The sequence below is a fragment of the Nocardia sp. NPDC059177 genome (assembly GCF_042755165.1).
Taxonomy (GTDB): domain Bacteria; phylum Actinomycetota; class Actinomycetes; order Mycobacteriales; family Mycobacteriaceae; genus Nocardia.
The window spans coordinates 169,834-195,240 of the sequence record NZ_JBHZBX010000007.1; the positions used below are offsets into that span (position 1 = coordinate 169,834).

The 25,407-nt window shown below is 68.6% G+C and carries 29 protein-coding genes; 13 read left to right on the plus strand and 16 right to left on the minus strand.

Translation table 11 applies throughout. From position 1 onward, the window contains the following. Window positions 1-52: 52 nt before the first annotated feature. On the minus strand, window positions 53-1,597 hold the full coding sequence (locus tag ACFXK0_RS11595; RefSeq protein WP_379410027.1) for an adenylate/guanylate cyclase domain-containing protein: 1,545 nt from the start codon (window positions 1,595-1,597) through the stop codon (window positions 53-55). Window positions 1,598-1,649: 52 nt separating this feature from the next. Next, window positions 1,650-2,315, minus strand: coding sequence for a hemolysin III family protein (locus ACFXK0_RS11600; protein ID WP_379410028.1), 666 nt, complete (start codon window positions 2,313-2,315; stop codon window positions 1,650-1,652). Window positions 2,316-2,740: 425 nt separating this feature from the next. Here ACFXK0_RS11600 and ACFXK0_RS11605 point away from each other — a divergent pair, with 425 nt between their 5' ends. The 3 genes from ACFXK0_RS11605 (at window position 2,741) to ACFXK0_RS11615 (ending at window position 5,314) form a co-directional block, all read left to right on the plus strand. Then, entirely contained in the window at window positions 2,741-3,520 is a 780-nt protein-coding gene (locus ACFXK0_RS11605) for an isoprenyl transferase (RefSeq protein WP_379410029.1), read from the plus strand. A gap of 29 nt (window positions 3,521-3,549) precedes the next feature. Next, entirely contained in the window at window positions 3,550-4,116 is a 567-nt protein-coding gene (locus tag ACFXK0_RS11610; RefSeq protein ID WP_379410030.1) for a hypothetical protein, read from the plus strand. Window positions 4,117-4,195: 79 nt separating this feature from the next. After that, window positions 4,196-5,314 carry a hypothetical protein gene (locus ACFXK0_RS11615; protein ID WP_379410031.1) on the plus strand — a complete coding sequence of 373 codons (1,119 nt, stop codon included), beginning with the start codon at window positions 4,196-4,198 and terminating at the stop codon, window positions 5,312-5,314. Between the two features lie 16 nt (window positions 5,315-5,330). Here ACFXK0_RS11615 and coaA read toward each other — a convergent pair whose 3' ends face one another. Next, window positions 5,331-6,263 carry a type I pantothenate kinase gene (gene coaA, locus ACFXK0_RS11620; protein ID WP_379410032.1) on the minus strand — a complete coding sequence of 311 codons (933 nt, stop codon included), beginning with the start codon at window positions 6,261-6,263 and terminating at the stop codon, window positions 5,331-5,333. Between the two features lie 200 nt (window positions 6,264-6,463). Here coaA and ACFXK0_RS11625 point away from each other — a divergent pair, with 200 nt between their 5' ends. After that, complete coding sequence (locus ACFXK0_RS11625) at window positions 6,464-7,678, plus strand: DUF885 domain-containing protein (RefSeq protein ID WP_379410033.1); 1,215 nt, start codon at window positions 6,464-6,466, stop codon at window positions 7,676-7,678. Between the two features lie 3 nt (window positions 7,679-7,681). On the opposite strand, the gene ACFXK0_RS11630 is transcribed toward ACFXK0_RS11625, so the two are convergent. Beyond that, the gene (locus ACFXK0_RS11630) at window positions 7,682-7,804 is read right to left on the minus strand and encodes a hypothetical protein (RefSeq protein ID WP_379410034.1); all 123 of its coding nucleotides are present in this window, start codon (window positions 7,802-7,804) and stop codon (window positions 7,682-7,684) included. A 178-nt stretch (window positions 7,805-7,982) separates the two neighbouring features. Between ACFXK0_RS11630 and glyA the strand changes: the two genes are divergently transcribed. Beyond that, window positions 7,983-9,278 (plus strand): serine hydroxymethyltransferase, encoded by a 1,296-nt coding sequence (gene glyA, locus ACFXK0_RS11635; RefSeq protein ID WP_379410035.1) that lies wholly within the window; start codon window positions 7,983-7,985, stop codon window positions 9,276-9,278. A gap of 74 nt (window positions 9,279-9,352) precedes the next feature. Here the strand turns inward: glyA and ACFXK0_RS11640 are convergent, their stop codons facing one another. From ACFXK0_RS11640 to ACFXK0_RS11660, 5 genes are all read right to left on the minus strand, one after another. After that, complete coding sequence (locus ACFXK0_RS11640) at window positions 9,353-9,595, minus strand: hypothetical protein (protein WP_379410036.1); 243 nt, start codon at window positions 9,593-9,595, stop codon at window positions 9,353-9,355. Window positions 9,596-9,726: 131 nt separating this feature from the next. Beyond that, on the minus strand, window positions 9,727-10,047 hold the full coding sequence (locus ACFXK0_RS11645) for a helix-turn-helix domain-containing protein (protein WP_379410037.1): 321 nt from the start codon (window positions 10,045-10,047) through the stop codon (window positions 9,727-9,729). After that, on the minus strand, window positions 10,044-10,412 hold the full coding sequence (locus ACFXK0_RS11650) for a type II toxin-antitoxin system RelE/ParE family toxin (RefSeq protein WP_379410038.1): 369 nt from the start codon (window positions 10,410-10,412) through the stop codon (window positions 10,044-10,046). The genes ACFXK0_RS11645 and ACFXK0_RS11650 overlap by 4 nt, the downstream gene beginning before the upstream one ends. A 72-nt stretch (window positions 10,413-10,484) precedes the next feature. Then, complete coding sequence (locus tag ACFXK0_RS11655) at window positions 10,485-11,273, minus strand: RDD family protein (protein ID WP_379410160.1); 789 nt, start codon at window positions 11,271-11,273, stop codon at window positions 10,485-10,487. Then, window positions 11,240-11,746 (minus strand): RDD family protein, encoded by a 507-nt coding sequence (locus ACFXK0_RS11660; protein ID WP_379410039.1) that lies wholly within the window; start codon window positions 11,744-11,746, stop codon window positions 11,240-11,242. Before ACFXK0_RS11660 ends, ACFXK0_RS11655 begins: the two co-directional genes overlap by 34 nt. A gap of 142 nt (window positions 11,747-11,888) precedes the next feature. Here ACFXK0_RS11660 and ACFXK0_RS11665 point away from each other — a divergent pair, with 142 nt between their 5' ends. Continuing rightward, window positions 11,889-12,275, plus strand: a complete 387-nt coding sequence (locus tag ACFXK0_RS11665; RefSeq protein WP_379410040.1) for a hypothetical protein — start codon at window positions 11,889-11,891, stop codon at window positions 12,273-12,275. On the opposite strand, the gene ACFXK0_RS11670 is transcribed toward ACFXK0_RS11665, so the two are convergent. Next, window positions 12,272-13,255: an LLM class F420-dependent oxidoreductase gene (locus ACFXK0_RS11670; protein ID WP_379410041.1), complete on the minus strand. Its 984-nt coding sequence runs from the start codon at window positions 13,253-13,255 to the stop codon at window positions 12,272-12,274. The two genes, ACFXK0_RS11665 and ACFXK0_RS11670, sit on opposite strands and share 4 nt — an antisense overlap. Next, entirely contained in the window at window positions 13,252-14,466 is a 1,215-nt protein-coding gene (locus ACFXK0_RS11675; protein WP_379410042.1) for an FAD-dependent monooxygenase, read from the minus strand. The genes ACFXK0_RS11670 and ACFXK0_RS11675 overlap by 4 nt, the downstream gene beginning before the upstream one ends. Before the next feature lie 112 nt (window positions 14,467-14,578). Between ACFXK0_RS11675 and ACFXK0_RS11680 the strand changes: the two genes are divergently transcribed. Beyond that, window positions 14,579-15,301: a TetR/AcrR family transcriptional regulator gene (locus ACFXK0_RS11680; RefSeq protein ID WP_379410043.1), complete on the plus strand. Its 723-nt coding sequence runs from the start codon at window positions 14,579-14,581 to the stop codon at window positions 15,299-15,301. A 48-nt stretch (window positions 15,302-15,349) separates the two neighbouring features. Next, window positions 15,350-15,772 (plus strand): limonene-1,2-epoxide hydrolase family protein, encoded by a 423-nt coding sequence (locus tag ACFXK0_RS11685; RefSeq protein ID WP_379410044.1) that lies wholly within the window; start codon window positions 15,350-15,352, stop codon window positions 15,770-15,772. Here ACFXK0_RS11685 and ACFXK0_RS11690 read toward each other — a convergent pair whose 3' ends face one another. Further along, on the minus strand, window positions 15,773-16,045 hold the full coding sequence (locus ACFXK0_RS11690) for a hypothetical protein (protein ID WP_379410045.1): 273 nt from the start codon (window positions 16,043-16,045) through the stop codon (window positions 15,773-15,775). 308 nt (window positions 16,046-16,353) lie between these two features. Between ACFXK0_RS11690 and ACFXK0_RS11695 the strand changes: the two genes are divergently transcribed. The 3 genes from ACFXK0_RS11695 (at window position 16,354) to ACFXK0_RS11705 (ending at window position 19,468) form a co-directional block, all read left to right on the plus strand. Continuing rightward, window positions 16,354-17,739, plus strand: coding sequence for a PhoH family protein (locus ACFXK0_RS11695; RefSeq protein ID WP_379410046.1), 1,386 nt, complete (start codon window positions 16,354-16,356; stop codon window positions 17,737-17,739). A gap of 185 nt (window positions 17,740-17,924) precedes the next feature. Further along, window positions 17,925-18,536, plus strand: a complete 612-nt coding sequence (locus ACFXK0_RS11700; RefSeq protein WP_379410047.1) for an LGFP repeat-containing protein — start codon at window positions 17,925-17,927, stop codon at window positions 18,534-18,536. A 77-nt stretch (window positions 18,537-18,613) separates the two neighbouring features. Next, window positions 18,614-19,468 (plus strand): acyl-ACP desaturase, encoded by an 855-nt coding sequence (locus tag ACFXK0_RS11705; protein WP_379410049.1) that lies wholly within the window; start codon window positions 18,614-18,616, stop codon window positions 19,466-19,468. 141 nt (window positions 19,469-19,609) lie between these two features. Here the strand turns inward: ACFXK0_RS11705 and ACFXK0_RS11710 are convergent, their stop codons facing one another. Next, window positions 19,610-21,025, minus strand: a complete 1,416-nt coding sequence (locus ACFXK0_RS11710) for a class II fumarate hydratase (protein ID WP_379410050.1) — start codon at window positions 21,023-21,025, stop codon at window positions 19,610-19,612. 124 nt (window positions 21,026-21,149) lie between these two features. Next, window positions 21,150-22,448: an MFS transporter gene (locus ACFXK0_RS11715; protein WP_379410051.1), complete on the minus strand. Its 1,299-nt coding sequence runs from the start codon at window positions 22,446-22,448 to the stop codon at window positions 21,150-21,152. Window positions 22,449-22,602: 154 nt separating this feature from the next. On the opposite strand from ACFXK0_RS11715, the gene ACFXK0_RS11720 reads away from it, so the two are divergent. After that, complete coding sequence (locus ACFXK0_RS11720) at window positions 22,603-23,391, plus strand: AraC family transcriptional regulator (protein WP_379410052.1); 789 nt, start codon at window positions 22,603-22,605, stop codon at window positions 23,389-23,391. Window positions 23,392-23,400: 9 nt separating this feature from the next. Here ACFXK0_RS11720 and glpX read toward each other — a convergent pair whose 3' ends face one another. Next, window positions 23,401-24,444, minus strand: coding sequence for a class II fructose-bisphosphatase (gene glpX, locus ACFXK0_RS11725; RefSeq protein WP_379410053.1), 1,044 nt, complete (start codon window positions 24,442-24,444; stop codon window positions 23,401-23,403). A 127-nt stretch (window positions 24,445-24,571) separates the two neighbouring features. Here glpX and ACFXK0_RS11730 point away from each other — a divergent pair, with 127 nt between their 5' ends. After that, entirely contained in the window at window positions 24,572-25,138 is a 567-nt protein-coding gene (locus ACFXK0_RS11730) for a DUF4245 domain-containing protein (protein WP_379410054.1), read from the plus strand. A gap of 18 nt (window positions 25,139-25,156) precedes the next feature. Here ACFXK0_RS11730 and ACFXK0_RS11735 read toward each other — a convergent pair whose 3' ends face one another. Beyond that, entirely contained in the window at window positions 25,157-25,405 is a 249-nt protein-coding gene (locus ACFXK0_RS11735; protein ID WP_379410055.1) for an exodeoxyribonuclease VII small subunit, read from the minus strand. Window positions 25,406-25,407: the final 2 nt, after the last annotated feature.

A 25,407-nucleotide genomic window follows, 5' to 3' on the forward strand; every position in this document is an offset into this window, starting at 1 on the left:
GGCGATGTCTCCCTGGTGGCCTGGTGATCGCTTGTCCAGGACCGCGCAGGGGTCAGCGGGCGGGTGGGAGGTCGGTCCAGGTGCGGGTTCGGCCGGGGATGCCGCGCAGGCGAAGGTCTTTGTAGCGTTTCCATTTGGCGCGTTCGGCGGGGGTGGCGGCCTGCAGGATCGCGTCGCTGACCAGGACGCGGCGGTTGACTTCCTTGGCGACGGCGGTGAGGCGGGCGGCCTCGTTGACCGCGTCGCCGATGACAGTGAACTCCAGGCGGGTGTCGGAGCCCACGTCACCGGCGAAGACCTGACCGCGGGCGACGCCGATGCCGACATCGAGTTCGCCGGTGGCGACCACTTCGTCGCGGATGCGCCGGGCCGCGCGCAGGGCGGGGGTGGCGTTGTCCTCGAGGGTCGACGGCGCGCCGAAGATGCACAGGGCCGCGTCGCCGGCGAACTTGTTGACCAGGCCGCCGTTGTCCTCGGTGGCCGCGACCACGGTGGCCAGCAGCCGATTGAGCTTGTGCACGAACGCTTCCGGCGCCATCTCCGCCGAGAGCTGCACCGAGCCGGTCACATCGACGAACAGCGCCGAGACGATCCGCACGTCACCGGTGAGGTCGGTGCTGCCCGCCAGCGCGCGTTCGGCGACGGTGGAGCCCACGTGCCTGCTCAGCACGTCCTCGGTGTGGAGTTGTTCGCGCAGGGTGGCGGCGAGTTCGTTGACCGACTGTTCCAGCCGCCCGATCTCGCTGGTGCTGCCCACCGGCAGCCGCACGTCGAGTTCGCCGCGGGTGATCCGGTCCAGTGCCCGGTACATCGCGCGCATGGGGGTGGCGACCGAGCGGGCCAGCAGCGCGGTGGCCAGCGCGCCGACGCAGAACGCGACGATGGAGAACAACCAGGCCGCGCGCACCCGGTCCGAGGCGGGCGCGGACCGGTCGCTGAGGACGACGATGATGATCAGCCCCGGCAGCGCACCGGAGACCGCCCAGGTGACGAGCACGCGCACCAGCACGGTCGTGGTGGGATGCACGATCGGCCCGAGGACCGAGGCGACGATCGGGACGACCGGCCGGATCAGCCGGTCCAGGATGAGATAGATCGCGCCCGCCGCCTCCAGGGCGCCGAGGGTGAACCCGGACAGCAGCACCGCGATGTTGTGATAGTCGGTGTAATGGTCGACCAGCCAGGCCGTGAGCACGATGCCGGGCGCCCAGAGTGCGATCGCGCGCAGGGTGATCGCCGCGGGCAGCCGGACCAGGGCGCGCGCTTCGTCCGGTGTGGGTTTGCGGTTGTCGTCGAGCCAGCGCAGGTAGCGGCGCCGGTCGTAGAGCGCGAGCCCGACACCGGCGGTGAGAGCCAGGGCGGGGTAGATCATGATCGCGATCGCCGCACCGTGCCAGTCCTCGCCGACCCGGGTGAACACGCCACCGGCCCAGGAGATCAGGAAGATCGCGGCGAGCCCGACCATATTGGCGGTGATGACGACGAGCGCGAGGCCGACATAGGAGCGCAGCGCCCAGCGGATGAACCGTTCCAGCGCACGTCCGAGCGCGGCGCCCGAGGACGCCCGGGCATCACGGGCTGCACTGACGGGTGGCACAACTGTCGAGCATAGAAGGCGCGCCGGTCCGCACCGCGCGCACGCGCCGATTTCAGCCCAGGACGACCAGCCAGATCGCCACATAGTGACACACCGCCGCGAGCACGGTCGCCGCGTGGAAGAACTCGTGATGCCCGAAGCCGGCCCACGGATTGGGCCACTTCGTCGCGTACAGGACCGCCCCCACGCTGTAGATCACGCCACCGACGGCGAGCAGCACCATCGGCAGCACCCCCACGTTGCGCAGCAGTTCGGCCGCGACCGGCACGATCGCCCACCCGAGCAGCAGATACAGCGGCACCCCCACCCACCGCGGCGCCGTCGGCCACAGCAGTTTCAGCGCCACCCCCGCCAGCGCCCCCGCCCACACGACGATCAGCAACGTCCGCCCCGTCGCCCCCGGCAACCCGAGCATGGCGAACGGCGTGTAACTCCCGGCGATGAACAGGAAGATCATCGAATGATCGGCCCGCTTCATCCGCACCCGCGCCCGCACACTGGCCCAGGTCACCCGGTGATACACCGCGCTGATCCCGAACAGCGCGCACACCGAGATCCCATAGATCAGCGTCGACCACCCCGCGGTAGCCGACACCCCGAACCCGGCCACGACGAGCACCGCACAGGCAACCCCCGCCACTCCTACCGCCCAGGTATGAATCCACCCCCGAAACCGCGGCTTCCCCACCACGTCGACCCCCACGGCAACAGCCTCCACAAACCCTCCAAGGTCCAACCTACGGTACCGTAAGTTATCCCCACGCTACGGCAGAACCCCCTCCCACCACCAGAAACGTGCCAACCCCCACACCCATCCCACCCGTCGCCGCACCGCAACCACCGGCCCGACCCCCGAGCACCCACCGCGACCCACTGATCTCGCAAGCACATGGGTAACTCCCCAGCCACGGACCAACTCGACCCCTCCGATCCCGCCGGCCGCCAACGAATCGGTCGCGGCACTTGGTCTGGCCAGAAAACGCGGAGAGGCGGGGGAGATAACTCCCCAGCCACCCCAAACCCACCCGACCACCCATCCGCCGGCCCGGCACGAATCTCACCCCCTACCCACGACCGGCAAAATTTCCGGGGAGGCGGTCCAGCAAAATTTCCGGGGAGGCGGTCCAGGCGTAGGGTGCGGGCGTGGAGTTTCTCGGTCGGGTGCGTGGACTGCCGTATCGCATCTACGAAGCCAGGCTGTCCAAGCAGCTGGCAGACAAGCAGCATCCTCGCCACGTCGCCGTCATGTGCGACGGCAATCGGCGGTGGGCGCGCGAGAACGGGTTCACCGATGTCAGCCACGGTCATCGTGTCGGTGCGCTGAAGATCGCCGAGCTGGTCGGCTGGTGTGCTGATCAGGGCATCGAGATGGTCACCGTGTATCTGCTGTCGACGGAGAATCTGCGGCGTGATCCCGACGAGCTGGAGACCTTGTTCGAGGTGATCACCGATGTCGTGGAGGAGTTGTCGGCGCCCGAGCAGAACTGGAGTGTGCGGATCGTCGGTTCGCTGGGCGGTTTCCCCGAGTTGATCGCCAAGCGGCTGCGGGTGGCCGCGGAGCGGACCAGTGGCCGCGACGGCGTGCATGTGAATGTCGCGGTGGGTTACGGCGGCAGGCAGGAGATCACCGACGCGGTGCGGTCGCTGGTGCGCCGGGAGATCGAGGCGGGCGAGTCGGGGGAGGATCTGGTGCAGTCGATCACCGTCGACGCGATCGGCCAGAACCTCTACACCTCGGGTCAGCCGGATCCGGATCTGGTCATCAGAACCTCTGGTGAGCAGCGACTTTCGGGCTTCCTGTTGTGGCAGAGCGCGTATTCGGAGATCTGGTTCACCGAGGCGTATTGGCCGGAGTTCCGGCGCGTCGACTTCCTGCGCGCGCTACGGGATTACGCCGCGCGGCACCGCCGTTTCGGCGTGTGATGTCGTAGGCGTCGCGTACTCTGCGGTCAGTGCAGCCCGAACAGCCTTCTTACATCAGTTATGAGGAATTCGGCAGGCGTTTCCTGGAATACGCCGTCTCCGAGCAGCGGATCGCCGAGGCCTTCGGTGAACTCACCGGCGCCGCTTTCGATTTCGGTCCGATCGGGGTGGGTCCGGGCCGGCTGGCGAAGGTCACCGCGCAGGTCGAACTGGGCAGGCCGCGCATTCTGCGTTTCGTCGACGCCTATATCTCTTTCGAGTTGACCATTCCCTTGCATGTGGATCTGGTCGTGGATCTGGCGGTGGACCGGTCCCGGTTCCGGGTGGACGGCACGGTGCATCTGCATCTGACCGCGCGCACCGCCGACCCGCTGCGGGTGGTCATCGATATCGCCGAGCCGCGGCCGGGCGATGTGCGGGTCAATGTCGCCAGCGCCACCAAGCGCGGCCAGTTGTTGCGGGTGCTGGCCAGTGTCGATCACGAGATCCGCCGGTTCGTCGCCCGCTATGTCGCCCAGGAGATCCGGAAGCCGGAGATCGCGGCGGTGCGCAATATCGATGTGGCGACCAGGCTCGACGCGGCCTGGAAGTTGTAGCGGATGTCGCCCCGGTCGGCCGTCGGCGCGGGCTAGGCTGCTGGCCGAGACCGGGCCCGACGACGTGCAGGGGTGAACTGTGGGTAGTGCGATCAAGGCAGGTGGCGCGGGGTGGCGCCGGGCGGTGTTCGGTGTGGTGGCGGGTGTGGTCGCGCTGGTCGCGGGCTGTGGCGTCACCGAGGAGCCTGCGGCTCCGCGATTGACTCCGGCCGAGGAGGAGGCCGCCAGGGGGCCGGTGTTCGCCTATCGCACCGAGGGTGAACTGGTGGTGGTGCGCGGGGGTGAGACGCTGCGGGCGCCGGGCAGTTTCGGGTATTCCTCGGCGCAGGTGAGTTTCACCGAGGACGGGCAGTTCGCGTTCGCGGTGGAACAGAGCGCCAAGACGCTGGTGGCGGTGAGTGTGCGTGACGGCGCGGTTTCGCGGATCGAATGCGAGTGCACCGACGCGGCTCCCTTGCGTGACGCGGTGGTGGGCTGGTGGCGCGATCCCGGCCAGGTCATGAGCATGGATCTGGCGGGCGCCACGCCCGCCGAGCCGGAGCGCGAGATCGAGCTGCCCGCGTCGCCGAGCCCGCTGACCGGCGGTTCCTGGGACGGTGCCCGGCTGATCGCGGCCTCCGACGACTACTTGCTGGTGTCGCGGGTCGAATCGCGTGGGCTGTGGTGGGAGAAGAATCATCTGTACGCGGTCGGCGCCGATGTCATCCTGCCGCTGGGCCGGGTGCCCGGCATCGACGCGGGCCTCACCGCCGCCGCGGGTCCCGACGGGCACACCTTCGTGCTGGCCGGTGCGACCGGGCGCAGCGCCTCCTGCGGCACCGGGCATGTGGCGACCATCGATGTGAGCACCAATGCGGTGCTGGGGCTGCCCGAACTGCCCGGCGAGTGCTCGGCCGCCTACAGCCCGCGCTGGGACGACAACGGCACCATCACCGTCGCGACCCGCAGGTGGGCCGATGTGGCGGGCTCGCCCGGCATGGTCGACCGGTTGCAGTCGGCCGCGCAGGGTTGGGCCCCGGTCGGCGAGTACCCGGTGGTCGACATGCTGCCGCGGGCACAGGAGGCGATCATCCAGGTCGTGGCCGGTGAGCCGACCGACCCGCGCGACACCCCGCGCGGGGTGCTGGTGGTCGAGCGGGGCGGCACGCGACAGGAATTGGCGACCCAGGTCGTCTCGCTGGGTGCGCCGACGGCCTGACGCGCCGTCGCGCCGGTCAGAGTTTGCGCAGGCGCAACCGGTTGATGGTGTGGTCGGAGTCCTTGCGCAGCACCAGGGTCGCGCGCGGGCGTGTGGGCAGGATGTTTTCCACCAGGTTGGGCCGGTTGGTGGAGTTCCAGATGTCGCGCGCGGCGGCGGTGGCCTGTTCGTCGCTGAAGCCGGCGTAGTGGTGGAAGTGCGCGTCGGGGTCGGCGAAGCCGGTTTTGCGCAGGGCGAGAAAGCGCTGCACGTACCAGTTCTCGATGTCCTCGATGCGCGCGTCGACATAGATCGAGAAGTCGAACAGATCCGAGACCATCAGCCGCGGCCCGGTCTGCAGCACATTGAGGCCTTCGACGATGAGGATGTCGGGCTGGCGCACGCAGTGCTGTTCGTCGGGCACGATGTCGTAGGAGACATGCGAATACACCGGCGCGCACGCTACTTCCGCGCCCGACTTCACCTCGGTGACGAACCGCAGCAGCTTGCGCCGGTCGTAGCTCTCCGGGAAACCCTTGCGGTGCATGATGCCGCGGCGGATGAGTTCGGCGGTGGGATAGAGGAATCCGTCGGTGGTCACCAGGTCGACCCGCGGATGGTGGTCCCAGCGCGCCAGCAGGGCCTGTAGCACGCGCGCGGTGGTCGACTTGCCGACCGCGACGCTGCCCGCGACACCGATCACGAACGGCACCTGCTTGTCGGGGTGCTTCTCGCCGAGGAAGGTCGCGGTCGCGGCGAAGAGCCGCTGGCGCGCGGCGACCTGCAGGTGGATGAGGCGGGCCAGCGGCAGGTAGACCTCGGCCACCTCCTCGAGATCGATCTGCTCACCGAGACCACGTAGGCCGGTCAGTTCCTCCTCGGTCAGGACCAGGGGAGTCGACTTGCGCAGCGTGCGCCACTGCTTCCGGTCGAACTCCACATACGGGCTCGGTTCGCTGACCCGTGCCACCTACCCGACGCTCCGTCCGGGCGTCCACGCACAGCTGGGCTGCCCGACGAGTGAGATCCGGGATAACTCTGACCGCATAGCGCGATTGTGCTCCGTCTGCGCCATCTGCGCGCAACAGGGGGTTTGGCTACTCGTCGGTAACGAGTAACAAGGCCGAGGTAGGGCCCGCTTTTCCGATTCACCACGTAAGGTCGGTTCGCATGGGGACACATCCACTGGTCACTGAATACCTGCGGCTCGGACTGGCTTTCGATCGGCTCGAAGACGGATTCGTCGACGCCTACACCGGCGACCCGCAGCTGCGCCGCGACAGCGAGAACGCCGCGGTCCCCGAGCCCGCCGAACTCGCCCGCCGCGCGGTCGCCCTGCGTGCCGAGCTGCCCGAGGCCGGGCTCTCGGCCCAGCGCGCCGAATTCCTCGACGCGCACCTGGTGGCCATGGAGTGTTCGGCGCGCAAGTTCGCCGGTGAGGAGATCGGGTTCGTCGACGAGGTACGCGCCTATTTCGATGTCGACATCGCGCCCGGCGACCCCGAGGACTACCGCGAGGCGCACCGGCTGATGGACGAGGTGCTCGGCGGCGACGGCCCACTCGCCGAACGCGCCGCGGCCTACCGGCGCGGCGACGAGATCCCGCCGGAGCGGCTGGCGGCCTGCGTCGACGCGTTCTCCAGCGCGCTGCGCGAACGGGTACGCGAGCGCTACCCGCTGCCCGACCACGAGACCGTCACCTACGAGGTGGTTGGTGACAAGCCGTGGTCCGGATTCAACTACTACCTGGGCAACTACCGCTCCACGGTCGCCATCAACTCCGACCTCAAACAGCACATGGCGCACCTGCCCGCGCTGATCGCGCACGAGGCCTACCCGGGTCATCACACCGAGCACTGCCGCAAGGAGGCCGGGCTGGTCGCCGCGGGCGAGGACGAGCAGACGCTGTTCCTGGTCAACACCCCGCAGTGCCTGATGGCCGAGGGCCTGGCCGATCTCGCGTTGCAGTCGATCGTGGGTCCGGGCTGGGGGCTGTGGGCGCAGGAGATCTACGCTGATCTGGGGCTGCGTTTCGACGGTGAACGCGCCGAACGCTTCTCGGCCGCCTCGGCGAAACTGCTGAGCGTGCGCCAGGACGCGGCGTTGCTGCTGCACGATCAGCACCGCGGCGAAGACGAGGTGGCGGCGTTCCTGCAGCGCTGGAGCCTGGCCACCCCGGAACGGGCCCGCCAGTCCCTGCGCTTTCTTTCCTCGCCGCTGTGGCGGGCCTACATCAGCACCTATGTCGAGGGCTATCGCCTGCTCGGCGGCTGGCTCGACGGCGCGCTCGACGCGCAGGACCGGGCCGAGCGCTTCGGCCGGTTGCTCGACGAACCGCTCACGCCGGGCGCGATCCGGCGGATGGGAACCGCGACGGTGGGGTAGTGGTCAGGCGATGATCGCGCAGCCCTCCCCGGAGGAGATCGAACACGCCAGCTGGGACAGCACCAGCAGGAGACTTTCGATCGGGTTGGACGGGGCGACGACGGGGGTGACCGGGAGTGTGTACATGCTGTGTGATCGGTCACTCGTGGCCGGGTCGTTACAGTCATCGCGCCCGTTCGCCGCGTCGCGCCGCCCCGGCGGGGCCTTCGCGGGCCTGTGAGCTGCGTCTCCCGGGTGGCGGCCGCGCCCGGGTTGCGCTATCCCCGTGCTCGGGCGTCCGCGCGCGGCCCATAGACTGAGGGTCGTGACGCAGACGACCGCTTCGGTGAATACCCAGTCTCTCGGTGAGCTCGATCCCGAGTTGGCCGCCGCGATGGCGGGCGAGCTCGCCCGTGAGCGCGACACCCTCGAGATGATCGCCTCGGAGAACTTCGTGCCGCGCGCGGTCCTGCAGGCGCAGGGTTCCGTGCTCACCAACAAGTACGCCGAGGGCTACCCGGGCCGCCGCTACTACGGTGGCTGCGAGGCCGTCGACGTGGTGGAGACCCTGGCCCGCGACCGTGCCAAGGAACTCTTCGGCGCCGAGTTCGCCAATGTGCAGCCCCACTCGGGCGCCCAGGCCAACGCCGCGGTGCTGATGGCGCTGATGAACCCGGGTGAGACCCTGCTCGGCCTGGACCTGGCCCACGGTGGTCACCTCACTCACGGCATGCGCCTGAACTTCTCCGGCAAGCTCTACGACGTCCACTCCTACGGTGTGTCCAAGGAAGACCACCGCATCGACATGGACGAGGTCCGCGACATCGCCGTGAAGGCGAAGCCGAAGGTGATCGTCGCCGGCTGGTCGGCCTACCCGCGTCACCAGGACTTCGCGCGTTTCCGCGAGATCGCCGACGAGGTCGGCGCGTACCTGTGGGTCGACATGGCGCACTTCGCCGGTCTGGTCGCCGCCGGTCTGCACCCGTCGCCGGTGCCGTACGCCGATGTGGTGTCCTCCACCGTGCACAAGACCCTCGGTGGTCCCCGTTCCGGCCTGATCCTGGCCAAGCAGGAATTCGCCAAGAAGCTGAACTCGGCGGTGTTCCCGGGTCAGCAGGGCGGCCCGCTCATGCACGTGATCGCCGCCAAGGCCGCCGCGTTCAAGATCGCCGCGACCGAGGAGTTCAAGGACCGCCAGGTCCGCACCCTGTCGGGTTCGCGCATCCTCGCCGAGCGGCTGACCGGCGCCGACGTCAAGGACAAGGGCGTCTCGGTCCTCACCGGCGGCACCGATGTGCACCTGGTCCTGGTCGACCTGCGCAACTCCGAGCTCGACGGCCAGCAGGCCGAGGACCTCCTGCACGAGGTCGGCATCACCGTCAACCGCAACGCGGTCCCGTTCGACCCGCGCCCCCCGATGGTCACCTCGGGCCTGCGCATCGGCACCGCCGCCCTGGCCACCCGCGGCTTCGGCGACACCGAGTTCACCGAGGTCGCCGACATCATCGCCGCCGCCCTCGCCGGCACCTCCGACACCGAAACCCTGCGCGCCCGCGTCTCCCGCCTGGCCCAGAGCGTCCCGCTCTACCAGGGCCTCGAGGACTGGCGCCTGCTCGGCTGAGCCGAAACGTCGATCCCAACGGCCCGCCGGACACACTCCGGTGGGCCGTTGTGCTCGGCTCGACTACGCCTGAGTTATCGAGTATCTGTCGGCACAACGTCGGCAGGAAGGGCCTGATGACGGATTTGCCCGACCACGTGGAGTGGCCGTCGTATGACGGAGTGGATCAGCTGGTGTCCGAACTCGATCTGACCGACGACGATCTGACGCAGGCGCATCAGCTCGTCGATGATCGTGTGCGAGCGTGGCATCTCGCTCGAGTCCGGGCGGATCAGGTAGGCGGCGACCAGTCCGGAGGTGTCACCGACCAGGGTCATCGTTCGTTACCACGGACGATCGCGGCGCGCACCGTATCGTAGACCTCGTCATCGGATACCGCACCGTCGAAATCCAGCACCGGGACGTCCCACTCCTGGTCCCATGTGCGGGTTCGAATCGCGGCCACGACTTATGCCGCTGGGTCGGCCGGCATGCGGACCAGATGGCCGCCGATGTCGGCAAGCAATTCGAGTGTCCCGCCCAGCGCGCCCACGTAAGCGGCGATCGCCGCGACAGTGGCGACTTCGCCTCGTTCGATTTGCGAGACGCGTCCAGGACTCACTCCCATGATCTCGGCCAGACCGGCTTGAGTGAACTTCAGGCGCTTGCGTTCCGCTGCCAGCTGGTGGCCCCACTGCTCGGCCATGATCGCGCCGCGTCGCCGTGCTGCCTCATCTTCGCCTATCCGTTTCCGGTAGGCGTCTCGATCCCACTTTTTGAAGCTGCTCATCGGTCGCCTTCCTCCTCGGATCGTTCTTTCAGATAGATCTCGTACAGCATCTCGGCGTGCGGGATCGCTTGTTCATACCAGCTTTTCCATCGACCGGTCTTGTCGCCGCCGACCAGCAGGATGGCCGATCGCCACGGATCGAAAACGAACAGGATCCGGATCATTGTCTGGCGAGGCCGGAGTTCTTTGAGATTGGCGAGCTTGGAGGCAGTCAAGGTATCGACGAGTGGTCGGCCCAATGTCGGACCGTGCTCGGATAGCGCGTCCACCGCGGCATCGACATGGTCGGCCGCGATCGGGTCGGTACGTCGAAGAGCTTCGATCCACATTTCGACCTCGTCGGTCTGGTAGATGTCCCACTCCATGCTGAAACTATAGCGTATCCTATAGTCGTTTGAGTGGCCGAGATATGGCAGAGTCGGTCGGGCCCCTTCCCGCTACGTTCCCCGGGTGTCGGTGGAACCGATGATCCCATCGCTTACCGCGTCGCCGATCCTGCTCGTCGACGGAGTGGTCTCGGATGACGCGGTGTGTTTATCGAGGTCGGTCTTCGGTGCTGGGGCCATCTCGACATCGCGGCGGCGTACTGCCGGCAGCAGATACCGCTCGGGGCGGCTCGGGCCGGCACCGTCGAACGCGATGAGCATGAAGGGGAGTTCGATCGCCAGCAGCGTGCTGACCACCCACGAGGCGAGCAGCCATCGCAGTCGTGGATATCGCCCGGTGTCGCGGTCGAGGATGACCAGTCCGAAGACGGCCTTGCCGAATGTCGTGTGGGTGATCGCTTGGAAGAGCACGCGGTCGATGAACGAAGCGAGCAGCGCGCAACCGATCACTGCCAACCAGTTGATCCGCAGCTCGTCCCATTCCTGGTGCATGACCGCGAACTGGGTGTCGGGGGAGACGACGAAGTACATGCCGAGGCCGATGACCACGTGGGTTACTACATCGAGTACGAACGCGAGGGTACGCGGGAGCTTACGGGGGGAAGGGAATCGCGTGTCGTCCAGTCCGCCGAACAGCTGTGGTTCCGGTGGGTCGTTTCGACCGGGTAGCCGGGTGGGGCGACCATGGTCAGCTTTCCGTTCTCCCGCTTCAAGGTGAATCCATTGCCCGCCGTTTCCGTGTTCCCGGTCGGCGGCGCGTTGGACCCTGACTGGCTGTCGGCATGGCGCTGTCGCTGATTCACAAGCTACCCCTCTGATGGAATTGTGTTGTCGCCGCAGGGTTGCCGCGCACGGATCGGCTCGATGTCGCGGCGGCGGACGGCGGGGAGCAGGTGGCGTTCGATGCGGTCGGGGTCGATGCGGTTGCCGAAGATGAGGGTGGACAGGGGGATCTGGATGGCCAGGACGTTGCTGAGCAGCCAGGTGGTCAGTAGGCGGCGTGGGCGGGGGTAGTGGCCGGTGTCGCGGTCGATGATGACGAGGCCGAAGATCGCCTTGGCCGGGGTGGTGTGGGTGAGGGCTTGGAGCAGGACGCGGTCGGTGAAGGAGACCAGGAGGAAGAGGCCGATCATCGATGCCCAGTCGAGGTCGAGCCAGAGCTGGTGCGTGATCGCGTGGCGGTTCGACGGGTCGGTGCCGAGGGTGATGGTGACGGCGACGGCGAGGTGCGCGAGGACATCGAGTGGGTAGGCGAGGATGCGGCGCAGCGTGCGTGGGGACGGAAACGACACCACGCGGACGACCTCGACCATGACTCCCCCTCCGGACTCCTCACCGAATTGGACGGGCGCGGGCCGCTCCCGGTTCCCTTGTCCGGGAAAAATTCTCGGCGGAAATTGTCGGTGGCAGTCGGTACGCTGTCGGAAATACCAGCGATCGACATCGGGGGGAACGATGACATCACAACGACTTCTGCGTTTCGCTGTCCTGGCCGGGACCGCCTGCGCGGCAATGGCACTGGCGATGCCTGCCGCGTCGGCGGTCGATCTGGCGCCGGGGGTCTGGTGCGACGGGGCGGAGTGCGTGAACGACAACGACGAGGCTTACGTCGTCTACGGCACGCTCACCTGCGTGGTCATGCACACCGAGCCGTGGACGGACATGACCAAGCCCGCGCCCTTACCGACCCAGTCCATCGAGTACCAGCGGTGGTCGATCGTGCTCGCGCCGCACGGCACCGGAACCGCCCGGACCAGCGGGTGTTTCGGCGGCGTGGACATCGACTGGGACATCAGCGGCGCCTACCCGCAATCCCGCCCACCCACCGGCTCGGCGGGCTAGCTGACCAGCGGCTTCAAGGCCTGGCCTGCCAGGTCGAGGGCGCCGGGCTCGTGGCCGTTGGCGACCATGTTGACAATGAGGCCGGTGATGCCGTGGTCGAGGACCCGGGTCTGGATCTGGTCGGCGACTTCGTCGGGGGTGCCGACGAATTGGCGGTCGGCCATGGTGGTGCGGCGTTCGGCGTCGGTGAGGGTGGACAGGTCGATGCCCTGGCGGGCGAGGATGTCGGCCTGGAGTTTGCGGGCGCGGTCGCCGTCGGTGTCGACGATGACGAAGGCGAGGAAACTCGTGTCCAGGGTGGCCGGGTCGCGGTCGGCTTCGGCGCAACGCTGGTGCAGTGCTTCGACTTTGGCGGGGAGTTCGGAGGCGTTGCAGATGATGTTGAGGTGGTCGGCGAACTGCGCGGCCAGGCGGAAGGTCTTCTTCTCGCCGCCGCCACCGAGCAGGATCGGCAGGTCGTCGCGCAGGCGGGGTTCGTTGATCGCGTGCTCGGTGCGGTACCACTTGCCCTCGAAGGTGGGACGTTCACCGCGCAGCATGGGCGAAATGATCTGCAGCGCTTCGTCGAGCCGCTCGAAACGCTCGGTGAACGTGCCGAATTCGAACCCGTACTGCTGGTGCTCGAGCTCGAACCAGCCCGCGCCGATCCCGAGCACCGCGCGTCCGCCGCTCACCACATCCAGCGTGCTCACCGTCTTGGCCAGCAGCGCCGGATTGCGGTAGGTGTTGCCGGTCACCAAGGCCGACAACTGGATTCGCTCGGTCGCGGTGGCCAGCGCCGACAGCGCCGAGTACGCCTCGAGCATCGGCTCATCCGGCGCACCGATGAGGGGCAGCTGGTAGAAGTGGTCCATTACGAAAGCGGCGTCGAAGCCGGCGGCCTCCGCGGCCCTGGTCTGCGCGATCACCGTGGGGAACAGCTCGCGCACCGAGGAGGTGTTGCTGAAGTTGGGCATCTGGTAACCGAGGCGAATGCTCATGATTCGAGGTTATGAGTTGGAGTGCACTCCAAGTCAAGGGTTCGCGCCGGGTAGTCGACGAGGTCGATGTCGTTGGCGGCCTTGTCGCCGAACTTCGCCATCAGCGCGAACAGGCGTGAGCCGAGGAACCAGTTGCGGGCCCTGATGCCGATGGTGGTCTTCGGGGCGAGGAAGCGGCCCGCGTTGCTGTTGCCCGCGATCTTCGCGTAGCGCCGCATGATCCGGTCGTAGGCGGCGAAGGCGGCCACGTGATCGCCGTCGGCCAGCGCGAGTTCGCCGGCCAGCACGTAGGCGCCGACCACGGCCAGGCCGGTGCCGAAGCCGCCCAGGGCGTTGCCGTAGCCGGCGTCGCCGACGAGGGCGACCCGGCCGCGGGTGTAGCCGCCGTTCATCCTGACCTGGCTGAGCGAGTCGAGGAAGATGTCGTCGAAGTCGGCGAGTTCGGCGAGCATGCGCGGCGCGTGCCAGCCCATGTCGGCGAAGGTCTCCTCGATGATCCGGCGCTGGGCGGCGGTGTCGTTGCGTGGGTAGTCGAGCTCGGGGGAGGCGAACATGTACATCTGCTGGGCCTTGGACCCGCCGTCGACGGCCAGCTTGCCCGGGGTGTTGTGGGCGTAACCGACGGCGCGTTCGCGTGGGGTGGTGGCATCGCTCCAGCGGCTCGCTCCGGCCACGCAGTAGTAGTGACCGAGGTGGGTCACGTAGTCCGATTCCGGGCCGAAGGCCAGCGCGCGGACCCGTGAATGGATGCCGTCGGCGCCGACGACGAGATCGAAGGTGCGCGGTGCGGCGTTCTCGAATTCCACCGCGACGCCCGCGCCGGTGTCGCGCAGGGCGGTGACGGTGTCGCCGAAAAGATATTCGACCTGGCCTGCGGTGGTGTCGTAGAGGACCTCGGCCAGGTCGCCGCGCAGGATCTCCAGGTCGCCGCCGGTGAACTCGCCGGGCGCGACGGCCAGCTCACGGCCGTCCGCGTCGACGAAGACCATGTCGGTGGTGCCGGTGCGGCGGGCGCGGATCGCGTCGAGCACGCCCATCCGTTCGAGCACGGTCAGGTGGGTGCGGCCCTTGAAGTCGACGGCCTGACCACCCGGACGCAGCGCCGGCGCGCGCTCGACGACGGTGACACTGAAGCCGTAGCGGTGCAGCCAGTAGGCCAGGGCGGGGCCCGCGATGCTGGCGCCGGAGACGAGAACGGTCTGGTTGCGCATGTCTGCTCCTCGGTCGGATTCTGTGTCCGCTGGAATCTGTATCCGGTGGACACGAATAAGAGTATGGTAGACACAGTTCTGCGTCAACCGGAATTCTCGAGAGGATGGACCGATGCCGCCGCCGACCACCGTCGAACTGCTGTGGGGTACCGCAGCCCGCCCCAAGCGCGGACCCAAACCCGCCCTCACCCTGGACGGGATCGTCGCCGCGGCGATCGCGCTCGTCGACGCCGAAGGACTGTCGGCGCTGTCGATGCAGCGGCTGGCCGAACGCCTCGGCTTCACCAAGATGTCGCTCTACCGGTACGTACCGGGCAAGGAACAACTCACCGCGCTGATGCTCGACGCCGCGATCGGCGAACCCCCCGTGTTCGACGCCGTGCCCGGTGACTGGCGCAGCGGCCTGCGGACCTGGATCGACGCGATCTTCGCGCGCTACCGCGCGCACCCCTGGGCCATCGAACTCACCCTCGGCATCCGGCCGTTCGGCCCCAACGAGATGGGCTGGACCGAGGCCGCGCTCACCGCGCTCGACGGCACCGGCCTGACCGGCCCCGAACGGCTCGACACGATCGTGCTGCTCAACGGGCACGCCCGCAGCCTGGCCCAGGTCTTCGCCTCGGTCGCCGGCGATGCGCAACTGCAGTTCACCGACCAGTTCGCCGCCATGATGACCGCCGCGGGCGATCGGTACCCGGCGGTCAGCGCGGCCTTCGCGCAGGAGGCGGCGGCGGTGTCGGCGGGCAGCGCCGAGCCGGGCGTGGCCTTCGCCTACGGCGTCGAACGCATCCTGGACGGTCTCGCGGTGCTGATCGCGGACCGCGCCGACCGCTGAGTCGAACGGGTCTGGTCACCGGCGCGCTCAGGTTCTACGCTCGCAAGCATGACCGACGAGCCGGAGCTGCCGGAGAACGCTGTCACCGTCGTGCGCGAGTTCTTCGCCGCGCTCGAACTGGGCGCCGTCGCCGAGGCGCTGGAACTGGTGCATCCCGACATCGTCTGGAAGAACACCGGTGCGCCGGATGTTCGCGGGATCAAGCGGGTCGGGCCGGTGCTGCGCGGGCTCGGCGGCAAGCACTTCGGTTTCTCCGCCGACATGCACTACATCGCGCAGAACGCCAGCGGTCTGGTGGCCACCGACCGCACCGACTACCTGCGGCTCGGGCCGGTCCGCATCGCGTTCCACGTCTCGGGCAATTTCGAGCTCGCGGACGGCCGAATCATCCTGTGGGACGACCACTTCGGCTACGGCGACCTGCTGCGCGGTACCCGCGACGGCCTGATCGCGGCCGTGCGTGGCCGCTGATCAGGAGTGTTTGCGCAGGTAGGCGAGGTAAGTAGGGCGTAGCACGTCGGCGAGTTTGCCGTCGCCGGCGTGCACGTAGTCGTCGAGCATGGGCAGCACGTACTTGATGTCGGCCTCGCTCTCGCCGAGATCGCCGGCCTCGGCCCGCGCGGCCGGGATGGATTTGAGCAGCTCCCACAGGAATTTCACATCGCCGTGGCGCACGGCGGCGCGCACCGCGCGGTCGTGCAGTTCCTTGGACGACAGCTGCTCCAGATCCTGGTCATCGGCCATGCCACCGACTCTAGCGCGCGGCGACACGCCTGTGCCGGGATCTGCTGCGTCGGTGCTGGTTAACGACAAATTCACCGACGCGTCCTGCTGTCTGCCAGCGCTGCCGCGCGTTCGGCGGTAGCGTCGGAGATGCGGGTTGCATCGGTGTGACTCGTACGGGAGGTCCTGACCGTGACTGAGCTACTCAGTGCGAGAGGGCCGGCACCCGGCCCTCGTGGCGGCTGACCAGCGCGTCGGCAGCCCACCAGGACGGACCGGTCCAGCGAGATCGTTCACGCGGTGCCGCGTGAACACATAAGGAGCCCACCGTGACTGCTGCACGCTCCGTTTCCGCTCATGCGATGCACACGGCCAAGAACTCCAAGCAAGCCTCGAAGAAGGGGGAGCGCCCCTCGCGTTCCGGTCGCAAAACTTTCGTCGTCGACACCTCCGTACTCCTGTCCGACCCCTGGGCGGTGACCCGCTTCGGTGAACATCGGGTGGTGCTGCCGCTGGTCGTGATCAGCGAGCTGGAGGCCAAGCGACACCACCACGAGCTCGGCTGGTTCGCCCGCGAGGCCCTGCGCATGCTCGACGACCTGCGTGTTCAGCACGGCAGGCTCGATCAGGCCCTGCCGATCGGCACCGACGGCGGCACCCTGCAGGTGGAGCTGAACCACACCGATCCGTCGGTACTGCCGCACGGATTCCGTTCCGACACCAACGATTCCCGCATCCTGGCATGCGCGCTGAACTTCGCCGCCGAGGGCGAGGAAGTGATGCTGGTGTCCAAGGACATCCCGTTGCGCGTCAAGGCCAGCGCGGTCGGCCTGGCCGCCGACGAGTACCACGCGCAGGATGTGGTGACCTCCGGCTGGAGCGGGATGACCGAGCTCGACGTGGCGGGCGCCCAGATCGACCAGCTCTACGCCGAATCGGTGATCGACCTCGACGAGGCGCGGGAACTGCCCTGCCACACCGGCATCCGGTTGCTCGGCAGCAGCTCCAGCGCACTGGGCCGGGTCACCGCCGACAAGCGGGTGCAGCTGGTCAGGGAACGGGAGGCTTTCGGGCTGCACGGGCGCTCGGCCGAACAGCGCATCGCGCTGGATCTGCTGCTCGACGAGAGCATCGGGATCGTCTCGATGGGTGGGCGCGCCGGTACCGGTAAGTCGGCGCTGGCGCTGACGGCCGGCCTGGAAGCCGTGCTGGAGCGGCGGACTCAGCGCAAGGTGGTCGTGTTCCGGCCGCTCTACGCGGTCGGCGGGCAGGAACTGGGCTACCTGCCCGGCTCCGAGAGCGAGAAGATGGGGCCGTGGGCGCAGGCCGTCTTCGACACCCTCGACGGGCTGGCCAGCCGGGAGGTGATGGAGGAGGTGCTCAGTCGCGACATGCTCGAGGTGCTGCCGCTGACCCACATCCGCGGTCGCTCGCTGCACGATTCGTTCGTGATCGTCGACGAGGCGCAGTCGCTGGAACGCAATGTCTTGCTGACGGTGCTGAGCCGGTTGGGCACCGGCTCTCGGGTGGTGCTCACCCACGATGTCGCCCAGCGCGACAATCTGCGCGTCGGCAGGCACGACGGCGTGGCCGCGGTGATCGAAAAGCTCAAGGGCCATCCGCTTTTCGCGCACATCACGCTCACCCGCAGCGAGCGCTCGCCGATCGCGGCGCTGGTGACCGAGATGCTCGAGGAATACGGACCCAACTCCTGACCTCGGCTATCAGGCGGCGGCACCCGCTCGAATCGGCGTGAAATCGCCGGACGGTGGGTAATATCCGCTCTCGACACCAATCCAGCAACGGCTCGGCGAACATCGTTTTGCCGGGCCGTTGCGGATGTCGGCCAGGCTCCATTCCGGGGGCGTGCCCCCGGGGGGCCACTCGCGAGAGGATGGATATGAACCACTTCGCTCGACGTTCCGCCGCCGGAGGGGCCGCGGTGCTCGCCGCGGCCGGTCTGCTGCTCGCCGCCGGTTGCAGCGACGACGACAACGACACCGCCAAGGACAAAATCGCCACCGTCACCTCGATGATGGGCGGTGGCCCGACCACCACCCCCGGCGCCGGTTCTACGACCACCACCGGCGCGGGCACGGAGACCACCACCGGCATGGCCACCACCTCGGGCACCGCTGCCGCGGGCGAGTCGACCACCATTTCCACCCCGGACGACGGCGACATCGTCGTCTCCGGCGAGGTGTACAAGAAATATGTCGCCGCGGGCGGGACGAACAGCCCGCTCGGCCTCCCGGAGGACCCCCAGGAAGCGGGTCCGAACGGTGGCGAATACCAGGACTTCGACGGCGGCACCATCTACTGGAGCAGCGACTCCGGCGCCCACATCGTCTGGGGCGAGATCCGCGAGGCCTGGGAGGACAACGGCGGCGCCAACGGCACGCTGGGCTACCCGACCAGCGACGAGAAGGACATCCCCGGTGGCAAGCAGAGCGACTTCACCGGCGGCACCATCACCTGGGTCGGTGGCGAGACCACGGTGACACCCAAATAATTGTGTCCCGTCCCAGCGCGGGGGCCTGCTTGCCCCTTCGGTCCCCGCGCTCAGGGCCGAGGTACTAGGTTGTCCTGGTGCAGAAAACTTTGACCGATCGTGAGCTGCTCGAAGCACTCGCCGACGTGGTGGAGATCAACCTCAACCATCACATCGAGGTAGCCGAGGGCTGGCAGCCGCACGAGTTCGTGCCCTGGGCGGACGGGCGCAACTTCGCTTTCCTGGGCGGCACCGACTGGACCCCGGAGCAGTCCGAGCTCAGCGCGACCGCGGTGCTCGCGCTGACGGTGAGCGTCCTGGTCGCCGACAACCTGCCCTCCTACCACCGCGAGCTCGGCAAGAATCTGCGCACCGGTCCGTGGTGGCGCTGGGTCGGTCGCTGGACCGCCGAGGAGAACCGGCACGAGATCCTGATCCGCAACTACCTGATGGTGTCGCGGTCGGTGGATCCGGTGGCGCTCGAGCGGGCCCGCATGCAGCACATGACCGACGGCTTCAACCGTCCGCCCATGCACCTGATCGACGTGCTGGCCACCTGTGCCTTCGAAGAGGTCGCCGCCGGTATCCGGCACCGCAACACCGCCGCGCTCGGCGAGAACCCGGTGGTCACCGCCATCGCGGAGAAGATCGCCGTCGACGACGAACTGCAGGCCGAGTTCTTCGCCACCCTGGTCTCGGCCGCCCTCGACCTGGTCCCGGACCAGGCGGTGCGTGCGATCGCCGACCGGGTCGCCGATTTCCGGGTTCCGCACGTCGACCTGCCCGGCGGCGGTTCCAGCGACGAGGCGCTGGCCGCGGCCGGCATCTACGACCCCGCGAACGAGGCCGAGCTGGTGTTCAAGCCGCTACTGGCGCGCTGGAACATCTTCACCCGCACCGACTTCAGCGAAGCAGGTGAGAAGGCCCGCGCCGAACTGGCGCTGTATCAATAGCGGCCGGCGCCGCGTGTTCGCGGCCCCGAGGGGCCGCCGGTCAGGCACCGCTGCTTGCTCCTTCGTCGCCTACGCAGCGGCACCTGACCGGCGACCCGGCCGCGAACGGCCCCTCCTCGAGGTCGGGGGTGCGTGGCCGGGTCAGCGTTGTTCGGCGGCTCGATCTACGTTGGCCATGGCCAGGACGTCCAGTTTCTGGTCGAGTTCGGCGACCGACAGCTTGTCCGGGGTGAGGCCGCGGTCGATGACGGTCTGGCGGATCGTCTTCTTCTCGCGCAGCGCCTGTTTGGCGACCGCGGCCGCCTCCTCGTAGCCGATGGCCGAGTTGAGCGGGGTGACGATCGACGGCGAGGATTCGGCGAGCGTGCGCAGCCGCTCCTCGTCGGCGACCAGCCCGGTGACGCACTTGTCGGCGAAGAGCCGGGACACATTGGCCAGCAGGCGGATCGACTCGAGCAGGTTGCGCGCCATCACCGGGATGTAGACATTGAGTTCGAACGCGCCGCTCGCGCCGCCGAAGGCGATGGCCGCGTCGTTGCCGACCACCTGCACCGCCACCTGCGTGACCGCTTCGGGCAGTACCGGATTCACCTTGCCGGGCATGATCGAGCTGCCCGGCTGCAGGTCGGGCAGTTGCAGTTCGCCCAGTCCGGTCAGCGGGCCCGAACCCATCCAGCGGATGTCGTTGGCGATCTTGGTCAGGCTCACCGCGATGGTGCGCAGCGCGCCGGAGACCTCGACCAGACCGTCGCGCGCGGCCTGGGCCTCGAAGTGGTCGGTGGCTTCGCGCAGGGCGTCGATGCCGGTGGCGCGCACCAGTTCCGCGACGACCTTCGTGCCGAATCCGGCGGGCGCGTTGAGCCCGGTGCCGACGGCGGTGCCGCCGATCGGGAGCTCGCCGAGGCGGGGCAGGGTGGCCATGGCGCGCTCGATACCGGCCGCGATCTGGCGGGTGTAGCCGCCGAACTCCTGGCCGAGGGTCACCGGGACAGCGTCCATCAGGTGCGTGCGGCCGGACTTCACGACGGTGCGCCACTGCTGGGACTTGTCCTGCAGGGCCAGCCGCAGATGATCGAGGGCGGGCACGAGATCGGTGATCACGGCCTCGGTGGCGGCCAGATGCGTAGCGGTGGGGAAGGTGTCATTGGACGACTGCGACATGTTCACGTCGTCGTTGGGATGCACGGTGACGCCCGCGCGCGCCGCGATCGAGGCGATCACCTCGTTGGCGTTCATATTGGAGCTGGTGCCCGAACCGGTCTGGAACACGTCGATCGGGAACTGGTCGTCGTGGCGGCCCTGCGCGATCTCGTTCGCCGCGGCGATGATCGCGTCGGCCTTCCCCGGATCCAGCAGCCCGAGATCCTTGTTGACCTGCGCGCACGCCCCTTTCAGCAACCCCAGTGCGCGGATCTGCGCGCGCTCGAGCCCACGCCCGCTGATCGGGAAGTTCTCCACCGCCCGCTGCGTCTGCGCCCGCCACAGCGCGTCGACGGGGACCCGAACCTCGCCCATGGTGTCGTGCTCGATGCGGTACTGCGCGTCGTCATCAGCCATGCCTCGACCCTAGGACGAGATCCCCGCGAATGGGGTCGCCACGTCAGCGGAAAATCCCACATCCGATCGTGGAATACGACGCCGTCGAGGTCGGCGACCCGGGCCGGCGGGACGGACCGGCGCGTCAGGGCGCGAGTGCGTCCTCGGCGCGGAACAGCGCCGCGACGAGGACGGCGCCGAACACGAGCAGCCCGGCCGCCGCACCGAGCGCACCGGCGTAGTCCGAGGTCGCCGACACCAGCAGCGCGAGCCCCACGGCCCCACCGATCTGCTGGGCGGAGGTGAACAACGCCGAGCCGAGCCCGGCGTCGCGCTCGGTGGTCCCCGCCATCGCCGCGGTGGCCAGCATCGGCAACACCAACCCGGTCGCCACGCTGGTGACCAGCATTCCCGGCAGTACTCCCGACGCGTAATCGTCGCCCGGCGCGATACCGGCCAGCAGCGCCAGCCCGACCCCACCGGCCACGAACGACCAGGTGATGGCCCAGCGCATCCCGATCCACCGCACCACCCGCGCCGAGAGCCACATGCCGGTGAGGATCCCCGCGCCGTAGGGCAGGTAGGCGAGGCCGGCGACGAGCGGGCTGTAGTCCAGGGCGGTCTGCAGCTGGATCATCAGGAGGAAGGCCATGGTGTAGGCGGCCGCGGAGAACACCAGTGTCGCCCCATCGGCGACGGCCCTGACCCGCACGCGCAGAAAGGCCGCGGGCACCAGCGGTGCGGTGGCGCGCGACTCCACGACCAGGAACGCGATGACCAGCACCATCGCGAGGGCCATGGCACCGAGAACAGTGGCGTCGCCCCAGCCCACCTCGCCGGTGCGAAGCAATCCGTACACCAGCGCGAACACCGCGGCGGTACCCAGCACCGCTCCCGGCACGTCCATCCGTGGCCGGTTGTCGGCTCGGCTCTCGGCGACCAGACCGGGGACCAGGATCAGCGCGGCGGCGGCGACCGGCAGATTGATCAGGAAGATCCAGCGCCAGGACAGCAGGTCGGTCAGCGCGCCGGAGATCACCAGACCCATCGTGGCGCCCAGCGCCGCGATGCCGCCCCAGATACTGAGCGCGGTCGCGCGTTCGGCCGGCGCGGGGAACATCAGCGTGATCAGCGACAGCGCGGCGGGCGCGGCCATGGCGGCGCCCGCGCCCTGCGCGAACCGTCCCGCCACCATCTGCCAGGGTTCCTGGGCGATGCCACCGAGCAGGCTGGCCAGGCCGAAAAGCGCCACCCCGGTGAGGAATACCCGCCTGCGGCCCAGCAGATCGGCGAGCCGGCCGAACAGCAGGAGTAGTCCGCCGAAAGCCAGGAAGTAGGCGTTGACGACCCAGACCAGGCCCGGGGTGTCGAAGCCGAGATCAGCGCGGATGCTCGGCAGCGCCACATTCACGACGGTGTCGTCCATGACGAGCATGAACTGCACGAAACACAGCACGACCAACGCTGTCCGACGACGATTGATACCAGGGGAACACGATGTTGTCGGAGTCACTCCAATGACGGTATTTCCGCGTCCTGGTGGCCACAATCCGCGAGGAGGCCAGGTCGTGTCGCGTTGAGGACATACGCTGAGGTTTATGAGCGAGGTCGACGGTACGGTTCCGGCCGGGGTGGGCACGATCGTCGTCGGCCAGTTCCCGCTGACCTCGGGTGACTGGATCGCCCCGCACAGCCACACCCATCACCAACTGGCCTGGACCCGAACCGGCGTCCTCGGCGTCGCGGTCGACGACGCCTACTGGGTGCTGCCGCCCACCCGCGCGCTGTGGCTGCCCGCGGGAGTCGTGCACCGGACCGGTGCGACGCGCGACGCGGTGCTGATCGGTCTCTATCTCGACCCGGCGCGGTGCGCGCTGGACTGGGACCGGCCGACACCGGTGGGTGTCGACGGGCTGCTGGCCCACCTGTTCGTCCACCTCGCCCGCACCGACCTCGCCGCGGACGCGCGACTACGGGCCGAGGCAGTCGTGCTCGACCTGCTGAATCCCTTGCCCGCCTTGCCGATCGACGTGCCGTATCCGGTCGACGCCCGGGTCGGGTCGGTCGCCGACACTCTGCTCGCCGACCCCGCCGACCCTCGCGGTCTCGACGCGCACGCCCGCGCGGTCGGTGTCAGCAGACGGACGATGACCCGCCTGTTCGTCCAGGACACCGGCATGAGCTTCGATCGCTGGCGCACCCACGTCCGGCTCCAGGCCGCGCTACCGCTGCTGGCGGAAGGTCAACCGGTCGCCCGGGTAGCCCACGCCGTCGGCTACGCGACGCCAAGCGCGTTCCTGGCCGCCTTCCGCCGAACCGTCGGCACGTCTCCCAGCCGCTACCTCACCGGTGACCCGCACACGGACACCGTCCGCGGGCACCGGTAGGGCAGTGGATCACGGCAGGGGCGGGTTGGCGCTGTCGTCGCCGTCGAAGTCGACGGAGGAGTATTCGCGGAGCTTGGTGAGGCGGTGGTAGGCGTCGATCATGCGGACCGTGCCGGACTTGGAGCGCATGACGATCGACTGGGTGGACGCGCCGCCGCCGAAGTAGCGCACGCCACGCAGCAGGTCGCCGTCGGTGACGCCGGTGGCGCAGAAGAAGACGTTCTCGCCTGCGACCAGATCGGTGGTGGAGAGCACGCGGTCCAGGTCGTGGCCCGCGTCGATCGCCTTCTGGCGCTCCTCGTCGTCCTTGGGGGCGAGCATGCCCTGCAGTTCACCGCCGAGGCAGCGCAGCGCGGCGGCGGCGATGATGCCCTCGGGGGTGCCGCCGATGCCGACGAGGATGTCGACGCCGGATTCCGGGCGGGCCGCGGCGATGGCGCCCGCGACGTCACCGTCGGAGATCAGCCGGATGCGCGCGCCCGCGTCGCGGGTCTGCTGGATGATGTCGGCGTGACGGGGGCGGTCCAGGATGCAGACGGTCAGATCGGAGACCGAGGACTGCTTGGCCTTGGCGACGCGGCGGATGTTCTCGCCGATCGGGGCGGTGATGTCGATCGAGCCCGCCGCGTCGGGGCCGACGGCGATCTTGTGCATGTAGAACACCGCGGACGGGTCGAACATGGCGCCGCGCTCGGCGACCGCGAGCACCGAGATGGCGCCGGGCGAACCCTTCGACATCAGCGTGGTGCCGTCGATCGGGTCGACCGCGAAATCGACCTCGGGGCCGGTGCCGTCGCCGACGGCCTCGCCGTTGTACAGCATCGGGGCTTCGTCCTTCTCGCCCTCACCGATGACGACGACGCCCTTCATCGAGACCGAGCTGACCAGCTGGCGCATGGCGTCGACCGCCGCGCCGTCACCGCCTTCCTTGTCGCCACGGCCGACCCAGCGGCCTGCGGCCATCGCTCCTGCCTCGGTGACGCGGACCAGCTCGAGTGCGAGGTTGCGGTCGGGTGCCTCGCGGCGGCTGGGGGCGGGCGATGATGCCGTCATTGCGGAGTGCCTCCTTGGCGTTGGTGTTACGGGTGCATTGTCGCATTCGGAATCGGCACGGTCGTGCACGACCTCCCGCGCGGCCCCCTGAGAGTGCTGGTCAGCGGCCGAGTGGATACTGGTAGCCGTGGCCCAGCAGAAGCACCGGATCTTCAACGACTATCGCGACCTGTTCTGGTCGCTGATCCCGTTGGTGCTGATCGCGATCGTGCTCGCGGGCGCGGCGAGCCAGTGCACGGTGGCGACGAACGGGCCGACCCAAGGTCAGGTGCCGCATTTCGACGCCGACGCGGCGCTGTCCTCGGACGCCAAGAGCCTGTCGTTCCCGATCCGCAAGCCGGAACTGCCGGCGAACTGGGTGTCGAACTCCGGCAGCCGCGACACCGTCACCGCGGCCGGTGGCGGCCCGGTGAGCACCGTCGGCTACATCACCCCGCAGGGCACCTACATGCGTTACTCGCAGAGCAGCGCCACCGAGGAAGCGCTCTCGCGCCACGTCCTCGGCTCGCGCTACCCGACCGGCACGGTCGATGTCGACGGCCGCAACTGGGTCGTCTACACCGAGCCCACCGAGGAAACCGCCTGGATCGCCGACTTCGGCGATGTCCGCATCCTGATCACCGGCGCGGGCGACGAGGCCGCCTTCGACACCCTCGCCCGCGCGATCACCACGGCCCAGCCACTCGCGAAGTGAGCTGAGCGCGGCCCAGGACTACTCGGCGGTGTCGAGGTCGGCGCGGGACAGCGCGTCCTCGACGCGTGTGCGGGCTCCGGCCAGATGCTGTTCGCAGCGGGTGGCCAGCGCCTCGCCGCGTTCCCAGAGGGCGAGCGAGTCGTCGAGGTCCAAGCCGCCCTGTTCGAGCATCTTCACGACATTGATCAGCTCGTCGCGGGCGCGTTCGTAGCCGAAGCCGGCGATCTCGGCCAGGGTGTCGGCGGCGGTGTTCTCGGCGTCGGCCACGG